The organism is Streptomyces sp. NPDC030296, assembly GCF_055572815.1.
Genome location: NZ_JBVICQ010000008.1, coordinates 173,389 through 186,735, shown reverse-complemented (window position 1 = coordinate 186,735; position 13,347 = coordinate 173,389). Strand labels below are relative to the sequence as shown.

Here is a 13,347-nt window from a genome sequence, read left to right as displayed (position 1 = left end):
GCGGCGGTGTTCGGCGGCCCAACGCCGGACGCGACCTAGCGCGCGTTGAAGTACTTCGCCTCGGGATGGTGGATCACGATGGCGTCGGTGGACTGCTCGGGGTGGAGCTGGAACTCCTCCGAGAGCTGGACGCCGATGCGCTCGGGCTCCAGGAGCTCGGCGATCTTGGCGCGGTCCTCCAGGTCGGGGCAGGCTCCGTAGCCCAGGGAGAAGCGGGCGCCCCGGTACTTGAGGTCGAACATGTCCTCGATGGCCGCCGGGTCCTCACCGCCGAAGCCGAGCTCGGCGCGGACCCGGGCGTGCCAGTACTCGGCGAGGGCCTCGGCCAACTGCACGGACAGGCCGTGGAGTTCGAGGTAGTCGCGGTAGGCGTTGGCCTCGAAGAGCTTGGCGGTCTCCTCGCCGATGCGGGAGCCGACGGTGACGACCTGGAGTCCGACGACGTCGGTCTCGCCGGACTCCTCCGGGCGGAAGAAGTCGGCGAGGCACAGCCGGCGGCCGCGGCGCTGGCGGGGGAAGGAGAAACGGGTGCGTTCGTTGCCGGCGTCGTCGAGGATGATGAGGTCGTCGTCCTTGGAGACGCAGGGGAAGTAGCCGTGGACGACGGCCGCTTCGAGGAGGTTGTCGGTCTGGAGGCGGTCCAGCAGACCGCGCAGCCGGGGCCGGCCCTCGGTCTCCACGAGCTCCTCGTAGCTGGGGCCGTCGCCGGTGCGGGCCTGCTTGAGTCCCCACTGGCCCTTGAAGAGGGCGCCCTCGTCCAGCCAGGTGGCGTACTCCTTGAGCTGGATGCCCTTGCTGACGCGAGTGCCCCAGAACGGCGGGGTGGGCACGGGGTTGTCGGTGGCGACGTCGGAGCGGACGTGGCCCTCCTCGGGGCGCTCCTCGACGGCCGTGGCGGTGGCGCGGACCCGGCGCTGCCTCAGTTCGGGCAGCTTGGCCCCGGGCACACCGCGCTTGACGCCGATGAGGGCGTCCATCAGGCGCAGGCCCTCGAAGGCGTCGCGGGCGTAGCGGACCTCGCCCTCGTAGATCTCGTGCAGGTCCTGCTCGACGTAGGCGCGGGTGAGGGCGGCGCCGCCGAGGATGACGGGGTAGTTCGCGGCGAGGCCCCGCTGGTTCAGCTCCTCCAGGTTCTCCTTCATGATCACCGTGGACTTGACCAGGAGCCCGGACATGCCGATGACGTCGGCGCGGTGCTCCTGGGCGGCGTCGAGGATCGCGGAGACCGGCTGCTTGATGCCGAGGTTGACGACGTTGTAGCCGTTGTTGGACAGGATGATGTCGACGAGGTTCTTGCCGATGTCGTGGACGTCGCCGCGGACGGTGGCGAGGACGATGGTGCCCTTGCCCGCCTCCTCGCCGTCGGCGCTCTTCTCCATGTGCGGTTCGAGGTGGGCGACGGCGGCCTTCATGACCTCGGCGGACTGCAGGACGAACGGCAGCTGCATCTGGCCGGAGCCGAAGAGTTCACCGACGACCTTCATGCCGTCGAGGAGGGTGTCGTTGACGATGTCGAGGGCCGGGCGGGTCAGCAGCGCCTCGTCGAGGTCTGCCTCCAGGCCGTTGCGTTCGCCGTCGATGATGCGGCGCTTGAGGCGCTCCTCCAGCGGCAGGGCGGCCAGTTCCTCGGCCTTGCCCGCCTTCAGGGACTTCGCGGTGGCGCCCTCGAAGAGCTCCATGAGCTTCTGGAGGGGGTCGTAGCCCTCGGTGCGGCGGTCGTAGATGAGGTCGAGGGCGGTCCGCACCTGCTCCTCGTCGAAGCGGGCGATGGGCAGGATCTTGCTGGCGTGCACGATCGCCGAGTCGAGGCCGGCCTTGACGCACTCGTCGAGGAAGACCGAGTTGAGGAGGATGCGGGCGGCCGGGTTGAGACCGAAGGAGATGTTGGACAGGCCGAGGGTGGTCTGGACGTCCGGGTGGCGGCGCTTGAGTTCGCGGATCGCCTCGATGGTGGCGATGCCGTCCCCCCGGGACTCCTCCTGTCCGGTGCAGATGGTGAAGGTCAGGGTGTCGATGAGGATGTCCGACTCGTGGATGCCCCAGTTGCCGGTGAGGTCGTCGATGAGCCGTTCGGCGATCTCGACCTTCTTCTGCGGGGTGCGGGCCTGGCCCTCCTCGTCGATGGTGAGGGCGATCAGCGCGGCGCCGTGCTCCTGGGCCAGACGGGTGACCTTCGCGAAGCGGGACTCGGGGCCGTCGCCGTCCTCGTAGTTGACGGAGTTGATGACCGCGCGGCCGCCGAGCTTCTCCAGGCCCGCCTGGATGACGTCGACCTCGGTGGAGTCGAGGACGATGGGCAGGGTGGAGGCGGTGGCGAAGCGGCCGGCGAGTTCGGCCATGTCGGCGACGCCGTCGCGGCCCACGTAGTCGACGCACAGGTCGAGCATGTGGGCGCCCTCGCGGATCTGGTCGCGGGCCATCTCCACACAGTCGTCCCAGCGGCCCTCCAGCATGGCCTCGCGGAACTTCTTCGAGCCGTTGGCGTTGGTGCGCTCGCCGATGGCCAGGTACGAGGTGTCCTGGCGGAACGGGACGGTCTGGTAGAGGGAGGCGGCGCCGGGCTCGGGGCGGGGGCTGCGTTCGGCCGGGGTGAGGTCGCGGACGCGTTCGACGACCTGGCGCAGGTGCTCGGGGGTGGTGCCGCAGCAGCCGCCGATGAGGGAGAGGCCGTACTCGCGGACGAAGTTCTCCTGGGCGGTGGCCAGCTCGGGGGCGGTCAGCGGGTAGTGGGCGCCGTCCTTGGTGAGCACGGGCAGGCCGGCGTTCGGCATGCAGGAGAGCCGGACGCGGGAGTGCCGCGACAGGTACCGCAGGTGCTCGCTCATCTCGGCGGGGCCGGTGGCGCAGTTCAGGCCGATCATGTCGATGCCCAGCGGCTCCAGCGCGGTCAGCGCCGCGCCGATCTCGGATCCGAGGAGCATCGTGCCGGTGGTCTCGACGGTGACCGACACGATCAGCGGGACGTCGTAGCCGGCGGTGGCCATGGCGCGGCGGGCGGCGAGGACGGACGCCTTGGTCTGGAGGAGGTCCTGGGTGGTCTCCACGAGCAGGGCGTCGGCGCCGCCGGCGAGGAGGCCCTCGGCGTTCTGCTGGTAGGCGTCGCGGATGGCGGTGAACGTGGTGTGGCCGAGGGTGGGGAGCTTGGTGCCGGGGCCGATCGAGCCGAGGACCCAGCGCTGCCGGCCGTCGCGCGCGGCGAACTCGTCGGCGGTCTCGCGGGCGATGCGGGCGCCGGCCTCGGACAGCTCGGCGGTGCGCTCGGGGATGTCGTACTCGCCGAGGGCGGTCAGGTTCGCGCCGAACGTGTTGGTCTCGACGCAGTCGACGCCCGCCTCGAAGTAGGCGGCGTGCACCGAGCGGACGATGTCGGGGCGGGTGACGTTCAGGACCTCGTTGCAGCCCTCCAGCTGCTGGAAGTCGTCCAGGGTGGGGTCCTGCGCCTGGAGCATGGTGCCCATCGCGCCGTCGGCGACCACGACACGGGTGGCGAGGGCCTCGCGCAGGGCGTCGGAACGGGCCCGGCCTGCGGCGGCGGCGGACGAAGGGGACGGATTCGGCGACGAGGCCATGAAGGTGCTCCCTGGAGTGCGACGGCTGTCGGCTTTGCGTCTTCCCGCGGAAGGCGCACGCCGTCAGGGTAGCCCGGAGCGCCGGACGGGGTCAGGGGCGTCCACGGGGCGGACCGGCGTGGCGTGAGCGGTCGAGTGCGGTTTACTCCCTCGACGGACGAACGGCGACACCGCTCGGACACCCGGTGTCCACGGGACGCGCACCGGACGGACACGGGACCGGCACCAAAAGGGCGCCGCTCGGGCCCGTTCGGCCGAAAAGGTGTTGACGGCCATTAGCGAGAGGTCGGCAACGACCGGTAGTGTTCGACATTGCCGAACGTTGGAAGTTCATGTGCGGGCGGCGGTCGAAGGGGACGGAGGCAGGACGGCGATGGCACGGAACATCCAGTCGCTCGAACGGGCGGCCGCGATGCTGCGGTTGCTCGCGGGCGGCGAGCGACGACTCGGCCTGTCGGACATCGCCTCGTCGCTGGGCCTCGCCAAAGGCACCGCACACGGCATACTGCGCACCCTCCAGCAGGAGGGCTTCGTCGAGCAGGACGACGCCTCCGGGCGCTACCAGTTGGGCGCCGAGCTGCTACGCCTGGGCACCACCTACCTCGACGTCCACGAGCTGCGGGCGCGAGCCCTGGTGTGGACGGACGACCTGGCCCGCTCCAGCGGCGAGAGCGTCCACCTGGGGGTGCTGCACCAGCGGGGCGTGCTGATCGTGCACCACGTCTTCCGGCCCGACGACAGCCGGCAGGTGCTGGAGATAGGGGCCATGCAGCCGCTGCACTCCACGGCCCTCGGCAAGGTCCTCGCGGCCTACGACCCGGTGGCGCACAGCGAGGTCCTGGAGACCGACCGCAAGGCGTTCACGGAGCGGACCGTGTGCGAGCTGGACGACTTCGAGGGCGTCCTGGACCTCACCCGCGCCCGCGGGTACGCGGCGGACGTCGAGGAGACCTGGGAGGGCGTCGCCTCGATCGCGGCCCCCATCCACGACCGGCGGCGCATGCCCGTCGGCGCGGTCGGCATCACGGGCGCCGTGGAGCGGCTGCGCCGGGACGGCGAGCTGCGCTCCGAGCTGATCGCGGCGGTGCGGGACTGCGCCCGTGCCGTCTCGCGCGACCTGGGCGCCGCCCGCTTCTGACCCCGCTTCCCACCGTTGCCGGGCCGCCGTGCCCGTGCCGTGCGGAGGCCGCCGATCCCTTCGAGGGCCGGGACACCGAGAGTGTCCCGGCCCTCGCCATACGCGGTCGTGGCTGACCTCGGCGCGCGCCCATAGCAGCCGACGCACGATCGATCAGGCAGTTCGATCAATAACGATCGGGTTTTCGACAACGGGACCCTTGACGAGCCACTCACGCCGCAGCAAGACTCCCGTCCATCGGTCGGCATTGTCGAACACCTACCGGCAATACGCGCTAGAGTGTGACAACGCCAAGGGCCGGGTACAGCTCTCACCCCCGAGGGCGCGGACCCCCGGAATGGGACCCGGGGTCCGCCTTCCCCTGGACGAAGGACAAAGGAGTCGCGGGTGTCCAGCTCCGACATCTTCATCGGCGAGACCATCGGTACCGCCATACTCATCCTGCTCGGCGGTGGCGTCTGCGCCGCCGTCACGCTGAAGGCCTCCAAGGCCCGTAACGCCGGTTGGCTCGCCATCACCTTCGGGTGGGGTTTTGCCGTTCTGACGGCCGTCTACACCTCCGCGCCGCTCTCCGGCGCCCACCTGAACCCGGCCGTGACCCTCGCGCTCGCGCTGAAGGAGAACGGCATCGAGTGGAGCCAGGTCCCCACCTACTGGGGCGGGCAGCTGCTCGGCGCGATGATCGGCGCCGCTCTGGTCTGGGTCGCCTACTACGGCCAGTTCCACGCCCACCTCACCGACAGGGAGATCGTCGGCGGTCCGGGCGCGGAGACCACCAAGGCGAAGGCCGTCGAGGCCCGTGAGACCGGCGCCGGCCCCGTGCTCGGCATCTTCTCCACCGGCCCCGAGATCCGCAACGCCGCGCAGAACGTCGCCACGGAGGTCATCGGCACCATCGTGCTGGTCCTCGCGGTCCTCACCCAGGGCCTGAACGACAGTGGCAAGGGCCTCGGCACCCTCGGCGCCCTGATCACCTCGCTCGTCGTCGTCTCGATCGGTCTGTCCCTCGGCGGTCCGACCGGTTACGCGATCAACCCGGCCCGTGACCTCGGTCCGCGCATCGTGCACGCCCTTCTGCCCCTGCCCAGCAAGGGCGGCTCGGACTGGGGCTACGCCTGGGTCCCGGTGGTCGGTCCGCTGATCGGCGCCGCCATCGCCGCGGGCATCTACAACGTCGCGTTCGCCTAAGAGCACCACCTACGAGCGAGCCGCAGGTGTCGCCCGACGCCTGGCACGCGCCGTACGTACCGCCCTTCGACCAGTTGACTTTCAGGAGCACACCGTGACCGACGCCCACACCGCCGGCCCCTTCATCGCCGCCATCGACCAGGGCACCACCTCCAGCCGCTGCATCGTCTTCGACCGGGACGGCCGTATCGTCTCCGTCGACCAGAAGGAGCACGAGCAGATCTTCCCGAAGCCGGGCTGGGTCGAGCACGACGCCAACGAGATCTGGACCAACGTCCAGGAAGTCGTCGCCGGAGCCATCCAGAAGGCCGGCATCACCCGCGACGACATCAAGGCCATCGGCATCACCAACCAGCGCGAGACCACGCTGCTGTGGGACAAGAACACCGGTGAGCCCGTCCACAACGCCATCGTCTGGCAGGACACCCGTACCGACGCCCTGTGCAAGGAGCTCGGCCGCAACGTCGGGCAGGACCGTTTCCGCCGTGAGACCGGTCTGCCGCTGGCCTCCTACTTCGCCGGTCCGAAGGCCCGCTGGCTGCTGGACAACGTCGAGGGTCTGCGCGAGCGCGCCGAGGCCGGGGACATCCTCTTCGGCACCATGGACACCTGGGTCATCTGGAACCTGACCGGCGGCGTCAACGGCGGCAAGCACTACACCGACGTCACCAACGCCTCCCGCACCATGCTGATGAACCTCCACACCCTGGAGTGGGACGAGAAGATCGCCGAGTCCATCGGTGTGCCGCTGGCGATGCTCCCGGAGATCCGCTCCTCCGCCGAGGTGTACGGCGAGATCACCGGCGGCAGGCTCGGCGACCTGCTCGGCGGCATCCCGGTCGCCTCGGCGCTCGGCGACCAGCAGGCGGCCCTGTTCGGCCAGACCTGTTTCTCCGAGGGCGAGGCCAAGTCCACCTACGGCACCGGCACGTTCATGCTGATGAACACCGGCGAGAAGATCATCAACTCGTACTCGGGCCTGCTGACCACCGTCGGCTACCGCATCGGCGACCAGGCCCCGGTGTACGCGCTTGAGGGCTCGATCGCCGTCACCGGCTCGCTGGTGCAGTGGATGCGCGACCAGATGGGGCTCATCTCCACGGCCGCCGAGATCGAGACGCTCGCGCTCTCGGTCGAGGACAACGGCGGCGCGTACTTCGTGCCGGCCTTCTCCGGTCTGTTCGCCCCGTACTGGCGCTCCGACGCCCGCGGTGTGATCGCCGGCCTCACCCGGTACGTCACCAAGGCGCACCTCGCGCGCGCCGTCCTGGAGGCCACCGCCTGGCAGACCCGTGAGATCACGGACGCCATGACCAAGGACTCCGGCGTGGAGCTGACGGCCCTCAAGGTCGACGGCGGCATGACCTCCAACAACCTGCTGATGCAGACCCTCTCGGACTTCCTGGACGCCCCCGTGGTGCGCCCGATGGTCGCCGAGACGACCTGCCTCGGCGCCGCCTACGCCGCCGGTCTCGCCGTCGGCTTCTGGACCAGCACCGACGACCTGCGCGCCAACTGGCGGCGGGCCGCCGAGTGGACCCCCCGCATGGACGCGGAGACCCGCGACCGTGAGTACAAGAGCTGGCTCAAGGCCGTCGAGCGGACCATGGGCTGGCTCGAGGACGAGAGCTGAGCCGGGGCCCGAAGCCTCCGTACCGGCTCTGATGAGGAGTAAGAACCCGACATGACCAGTCAGTCCACCCTGCAAGCCCTGCCTGCCCTGGGGACGCGTCCGGCGTCCGGCTCGAACCCGAGCCGGGCCGAGACCCGGGAGCAGCTCTCCAAGGCGTCGTACGACCTCCTCGTGATCGGCGGCGGCATCCTGGGCATCTCCACCGCCTGGCACGCCGCGCAGTCCGGGCTCAGGGTGGCGCTGGTCGACGCCGGTGACTTCGCCGGCGCCACCTCCTCCGCCTCCTCCAAGCTGCTCCACGGCGGTCTGCGCTATCTGCAGACCGGCGCGGTGAAGCTGGTGGCGGAGAACCACTTCGAGCGCCGTGCGGTCTCCCGCCAGGTGGCCCCCCACCTGGCGAACCCGCTCACGTTCTACCTCCCCGTGTACAAGGGCGGGCCGCACGGCGCGGCGAAGCTCGGGGCGGGCGTCTTCGCCTACTCCGCGCTGTCGGCGTTCGGTGACGGCGTCGGGCATCTGCTGTCGCCGGCGAAGGCCGTGCAGGACGTGCCCGAGCTGCGCACCGAGAACCTGAAGGCCGTGGCCGTGTACGGCGACGGTCAGATGAACGACTCCCGGATGGCGCTGATGACGGTCCGCGCGGCCGTCGAGTCCGGTGCGGTGGTCCTGAACCACGCCGAGGTCACCGGGCTGCGCTTCACCAAGGGCCGGGTGACCGGCGCCGAGCTGCGCGACCGGCTCTCCGGCGACGAGTTCGGCGTGAGCGCCCGGCTGGTGCTGAACGCGACCGGCCCGTGGGTCGACCACCTGCGCCGTATGGAGGACCCGAACGCGGCCCCCTCGATCCGGCTGTCCAAGGGCGCGCACCTGGTGCTGAAGCGGACCTCCCCGTGGAAGGCCGCGCTCGCCACACCGATCGACAAGTACCGCATCACGTTCGCCCTGCCCTGGGAGGACATGCTCCTGCTGGGCACCACGGACGAGATGTACGAGGGCGACCCCGCGGACGTCGCCGTCGACGACAAGGACATAGCCCAGATCCTGGACGAGGCCGCGTTCTCCGTCCGGGACCAGCAGCTCGACCGCGATCTGATCACGTACTCCTTCGCGGGTCTGCGGGTGCTTCCGGGCGGCCCCGGCGACACCGCCAAGGCCAAGCGGGAGACGGTCGTCACCGAGGGCCGGGGCGGCATGCTGTCCATCGCGGGCGGCAAGTGGACGACCTTCCGGCACATCGGCCGCACCATCATGAAGAAGCTGGAGACCCTTCCGGGCCACCCGCTGGGCGAGGACTTCGAGCCGGTCGCCACGCTGCCGCGGAAGCTGCCGCTGCCGGGCATCGCCAACCCGCGGGCGGTCGCGCACCGGCTGCTCACCGACCGCCCGGCGCCGGGCCCCCGCATGGGCGCCGACACCGCCCGGCACCTGGCCACGCACTACGGTTCGCTGGCCTTCGACATCGCCCGGCTCGCCAACGAGAACCCCGAGCTGGCCGAGCGGGTCCACCCCGACGCGCCGGAGATCTGGGCGCAGGTCGTGTACGCCCGTGACACCGAGTGGGCCGAGACCGCCGACGACGTGCTGCGCCGCCGCACCACCCTGACGATCCGGGGTCTGGCGACGGACGAGGTCCGTACGAAGGTCCAGGACCTGCTCGACAAGAAGTAGACCCGCCTGCCGGTCCGGCCTCTCCCCTGACCGGGGCCGGACGGCCGGGATACGGCCCCTGCCGCACCGGGGCCGGACCGCGAGGGGGCGGCTCCACCACATCGGTGGAGCCGCCCCCTCGGCCTGTGCCGGGTCTTCGCCACGGCCGGATCTTCCCCCGGTGGCATCATCCTCCTGGTGGCACCTTCTGCCCGGTCGCACGTTCTACCCGGTCGCACGTTCTACCCGGTGGACCCTGCCTCTGCCATGATCAATGGTCATGAACGGGGCAAACGAACTCCATCGGTTGTTCGAGACATGGGCGCGGCTGACGCCCGACCGGCCCGCGGTGGCCACCGCGACCGCCCGGCTGACATACGGGGAGCTGGAGGGCCGGGCCAACCGTCTGGCCCGGCATCTGCTGGACTCGGGGCTCGGCACCGGTGAGACCGTCGCGGTGTGCGCCTCCGGGACGCCGGACGTCCTGGTCGCCGTGCTGGGCGTGCTCAAGGCGGGCGGCGCCTTCGCCCTGATCGGCCCGCGGCAGTCGACGGGGGACATCGGGCGGGCGCTGGAGCGGTCCGGGGCGCGCACGGTCCTCACGCACGCGCGGTACGCGCCGGCCGTGGACGACGGCACCGGCCGGCCCGTCGTCTGCCTGGACACCGACGCGGCGCTGATCGACGCCCACTCCCCCGAGCCCGCCGCCGCGCCCTGCGGGGTGACGGCGGCGGTGCTGTTCTCTGCGGGCACCTCGGGCGAGCGGCGGGCGGTGGAGGTCGGCCACCAGCGGCTGCACGACGCGTACCGGGCGTGGGCCGAAACGTTTGGGCTGCGGCCCTCCGACGTCCATCTGGTGACCGCGCCGACCGACACAGCCGCCTTCACCTACGGCTGGGTCCGGGCCCTGTGCTCCGGCGGCACGCTGGTGCTGCCGGAGGAGGAGACCGGGCCCGCCCTGTGGGAGCGGCCCTACGCCGAGGGCGTCACGGTGCTGGACACCGACCCGTACGCGGCCCGGCTGCTGCTCGACCGGGCGGCGCCGCCCGCGGGACTTCGGCTGGTGGCCGTCGGCGGGGAACGGCTCGGCCTCGACGAGCAGGTACGGCTCCAGGGGCGGCTGGCGCCGGGGGCGCGGCTGCTCAACGTCTACGGGACCGTGGAGGTCGCGGGGTGCGGCACCTGGTTCGAGACGGACCAGCTCACCGACCCGGTGGCCGAGCCCGGCCGGGTCAGCCTCCTCGGCCGCCCGTTCCCCGGCTGCCGGGCCGAGGTCCGCAAGGGCGAGATCTGGCTGACACCCCCGGACGGCGTCGCCGACGGAACCGGCGGAACGGACGGCTCGGATCGCCCCGGCGGCTCGGAGGGCACCGATGGTCCGGGCGGCTCCGACGGCTCCGGCGGGTCGGATCGCTCTGTCGGCTCGGGCGGCGGTGACGCGGTGGCCACCGGGGACGCGGGGACCCTGCTGGAGGACGGGCTGCTGGAGTTCGGCGGCCGGCTGGCGCACCGGGTCCGTGTCCGCGGCCGTACCGTCGACCCCTACCGGGCCGAGACGGCGCTGGGCGCCCATCCCGGCATACGGGAGTCGGTGATCGCCGCGGTGGACGAGGAGCGGCTCGTCGCCTACGTCGTCCCGGCCTCCCCTACGGCCGCTCCGGGCGCCGACGAGATACGCGCCCGGCTGCGGGGCGTGGTGCCGGACCAGGAGATACCGGCGGCCGTGGTGACCCTGGAGTCCCTGCCCCGTGACCGGGCCGGGCGGATCGACCGCCGGCTGCTGCCGCTGCCCGCGCGGCACGGGACGTCCGCACCGGTCAACGGCAAGGGCGGCGGCGCGGCCGCGGGCCCGGCGGGGTTCCTCTACGGGGTGGGGTGCGCGGTGCTCGTCGTGGTCCTGCCGCTCGCCGCGATCCTCACCGACGTCCTCTGGCCGGGCTCGACCGACCTCACCTCTGTGCCCACGCCGTGGTCGTGGCTCTTCCGGGGGCTGTACGCCGCCGAGTTGCTGGCGTTCGGTGTCGGCCTCGCCTTCCTGATCGCCGGGCGCCCGCTGATGCGCCGCCAGGGCCGCTCCGGCGGACTGACGACGGCCGCCCACCTGGCCGTGGTGTGGCTGCTCGCCTCGTGGTGGCCGCAGGACAACTTCTACCGGCTGGCGGCGAAGAACGACTGGGAACGGCAGGCGGCCCTGGTGTACGCCTTCAACGTGCCGCTGATGATCGCGGCGGTGGTGGTGGCGGTGTACGTGACCCGCCGACCGGAGCCCGCGGCGGTCGCTCCTAGGCCGTGAACAGGCGGCCGGTGTCGCGGGCCGCCGTGCGCACCAGGGCCTCGGCCGCGTCGAGGCGTTCACGGGTGTGCGCGGCCAGGACGACGCCCAGGTAGGGGGCGGGCGCGAAGGCGGCGGTGGGGATCGAGGGCAGCAGGACGGCGTCGATCCCGGCGCAGCGCGCGGTCGTGTCGCGCAGGAAGGCGGACAGGGCGGGGCCGGGCAGCCGGGCGCCGAGGGGGACGTGGTCGACGCTGCGGACGAGGTGGTCGCCCCCTCGGGTCTCGTCCAGCCGCGCCTTGACCATGAAGGCGACGGACGGGCCGGTCATCCGGAGGTTGATCTCGGTGGGCGCCGGGCGGCCGTCGGAGCCGGTGACGAAGTCGACGTCGTACCAGCCCCGGTGGCCGCTCGCCGCGATCCTCTCCCCCACGGCGGCGCCGAACCGTGCCACGGCCTCGGCGAGCGCCGGCGGTACGACATCGGGGCCCACGGTGGCTCCCTGGTAGGCGGTGCCGAGGACGTCCATGGCGGCGACGCCCACCACGTGGACGCGGCCGTCCGCGTCGACGAGCCCGTCGAAGGTCACGTCCCGTGGCTCGGTCTCCCCGGCGACGAACTCCTCCAGCAGGACGGGCCTTCGGGGCAGCGGAGGTCTCCTCAGGCGTGACAGCCCGCCGCGGCCCTGGTCCCGGAGCACGCGGGTGCCGGAACCCCCGGCGCCGTGCTCGCTCTTGACGACCGTCGCCAGGCCCGCGCGGCTCCTCCTCCGCAGCAGACGTGCCGCCTCCCGCCGGGTGGCGGGTTGCCACTGCTCGGGCACCCGGACCTCCGGGTGGTCCGGGGCGAGCCGGGTGAACAGCTCGTGCGAGGCCCGCTTGGACTCGTACCGCAGCGTTTCGGGGTCGAGGGGTACGCCGGTCAGCTCGGCGACGGCGGGGGTGCGGCCCCATGGGAGGAGGGGCAGGTCGAGGGAGCTCAGCCGCCGGAGCAGGGCCGGTCGGGACAGGACGGCCCGGGTCAGGGTGTCGCCGTGAGCCTCCGGGACCGGCCGGGTCGCGCGTGCCATGGAGCTGTCCGATTGCCCGTCCGTTTGCCCGTCCGTCTGGCCGTCTGTCCGGCCGTCTGTCCGGCCGGGTGGTTCCGTCAGGCCGTCGTAGACCTCCACGGGTCCCCAGCCCAGGGGCCGGCCGATCAGGTCGGTCCAGTCGGGCGGGACTGCGGCGGGCAGGATCAGGACGGCCGGGTGGGGCGAGAGGAACGCGGCCAGGCAGGAGTAGTGCGCGGCCTGCGGGGAGACGGGGCCGAACTGGGACTGGAACCCCGCGATGTTGCCGAGGTGGACGGCACGGCGCCCCGCCGTCCACGCCTGGGTCCAGCCCTCGGTCCGGGGCGCAAGGCGCACTTCGAGGAGCGGGAGTTCACGGCCCGGGAGGGAGCCGGAGGCCGTGCGGCCGACCAGCCGGGCGCCCATCCGGCGGTAGAAGGGTTCGGCGTTCGGGTCCGCCTCGATGGTGAGCCGGGCGAAGCCGAGCTCGCGGGCGGCCCTCGTCACATGGAAGTAGAGGGCGCGGCCCACGCCCCGGCCGATGGCGGCGGGTTCGACGAAGCACAGGCCGAGGCTGCCCTCGGGTGCCGTGCCCTCCAGGGACGCCACCCCCAGGACCGCGCTGTCGGCGTCCTCGGCGACGACCACGCGATGGCGGTGGATGTCGTCCGGGCGGATGGTGAGTTCGGCCCGGCACGCCTCCAGGAACTCCGCGCCGTACCCCCAGTGGGCCTTCGAGCGCAGCACCAGCTCGGTCAGCGGCGCCGCCTCGTCGGTGCGCGCCGGTCGGATCCGCATCCCCACCCCGTGCCTCCTGACTCCGGATCGTGTGATCAGCGTAGGACCGCCGGT

At 72.1% G+C, this 13,347-nt stretch carries 7 protein-coding genes; 5 read left to right on the top strand and 2 right to left on the bottom strand.

Translation table 11 applies throughout. The features are described 5' to 3' along the window. Window positions 1-35: 35 nt before the first annotated feature. Window positions 36-3,569 carry a methionine synthase gene (gene metH / locus ACZ4Z3_RS23730; RefSeq protein WP_468502888.1) on the bottom strand — a complete coding sequence of 1,178 codons (3,534 nt, stop codon included), beginning with the start codon at window positions 3,567-3,569 and terminating at the stop codon, window positions 36-38. A 373-nt stretch (window positions 3,570-3,942) separates the two neighbouring features. Between metH and ACZ4Z3_RS23725 the strand changes: the two genes are divergently transcribed. From ACZ4Z3_RS23725 to ACZ4Z3_RS23705, 5 genes are all read left to right on the top strand, one after another. Beyond that, window positions 3,943-4,707, top strand: a complete 765-nt coding sequence (locus ACZ4Z3_RS23725) for an IclR family transcriptional regulator (RefSeq protein ID WP_468502887.1) — start codon at window positions 3,943-3,945, stop codon at window positions 4,705-4,707. A gap of 387 nt (window positions 4,708-5,094) precedes the next feature. Further along, complete coding sequence (locus ACZ4Z3_RS23720; RefSeq protein ID WP_468502886.1) at window positions 5,095-5,895, top strand: MIP/aquaporin family protein; 801 nt, start codon at window positions 5,095-5,097, stop codon at window positions 5,893-5,895. 94 nt (window positions 5,896-5,989) lie between these two features. Next, the gene (glpK, locus tag ACZ4Z3_RS23715) at window positions 5,990-7,528 is read left to right on the top strand and encodes a glycerol kinase GlpK (protein ID WP_468502885.1); all 1,539 of its coding nucleotides are present in this window, start codon (window positions 5,990-5,992) and stop codon (window positions 7,526-7,528) included. Between the two features lie 51 nt (window positions 7,529-7,579). Further along, window positions 7,580-9,196 (top strand): glycerol-3-phosphate dehydrogenase/oxidase, encoded by a 1,617-nt coding sequence (locus ACZ4Z3_RS23710; protein WP_468502884.1) that lies wholly within the window; start codon window positions 7,580-7,582, stop codon window positions 9,194-9,196. Between the two features lie 259 nt (window positions 9,197-9,455). Further along, complete coding sequence (locus ACZ4Z3_RS23705; RefSeq protein ID WP_468502883.1) at window positions 9,456-11,468, top strand: AMP-binding protein; 2,013 nt, start codon at window positions 9,456-9,458, stop codon at window positions 11,466-11,468. On the opposite strand, the gene ACZ4Z3_RS23700 is transcribed toward ACZ4Z3_RS23705, so the two are convergent. Continuing rightward, complete coding sequence (locus tag ACZ4Z3_RS23700) at window positions 11,458-13,293, bottom strand: GNAT family N-acetyltransferase (RefSeq protein ID WP_468502882.1); 1,836 nt, start codon at window positions 13,291-13,293, stop codon at window positions 11,458-11,460. The two genes, ACZ4Z3_RS23705 and ACZ4Z3_RS23700, sit on opposite strands and share 11 nt — an antisense overlap. Between the last annotated feature and the right edge of the window lie 54 nt (window positions 13,294-13,347).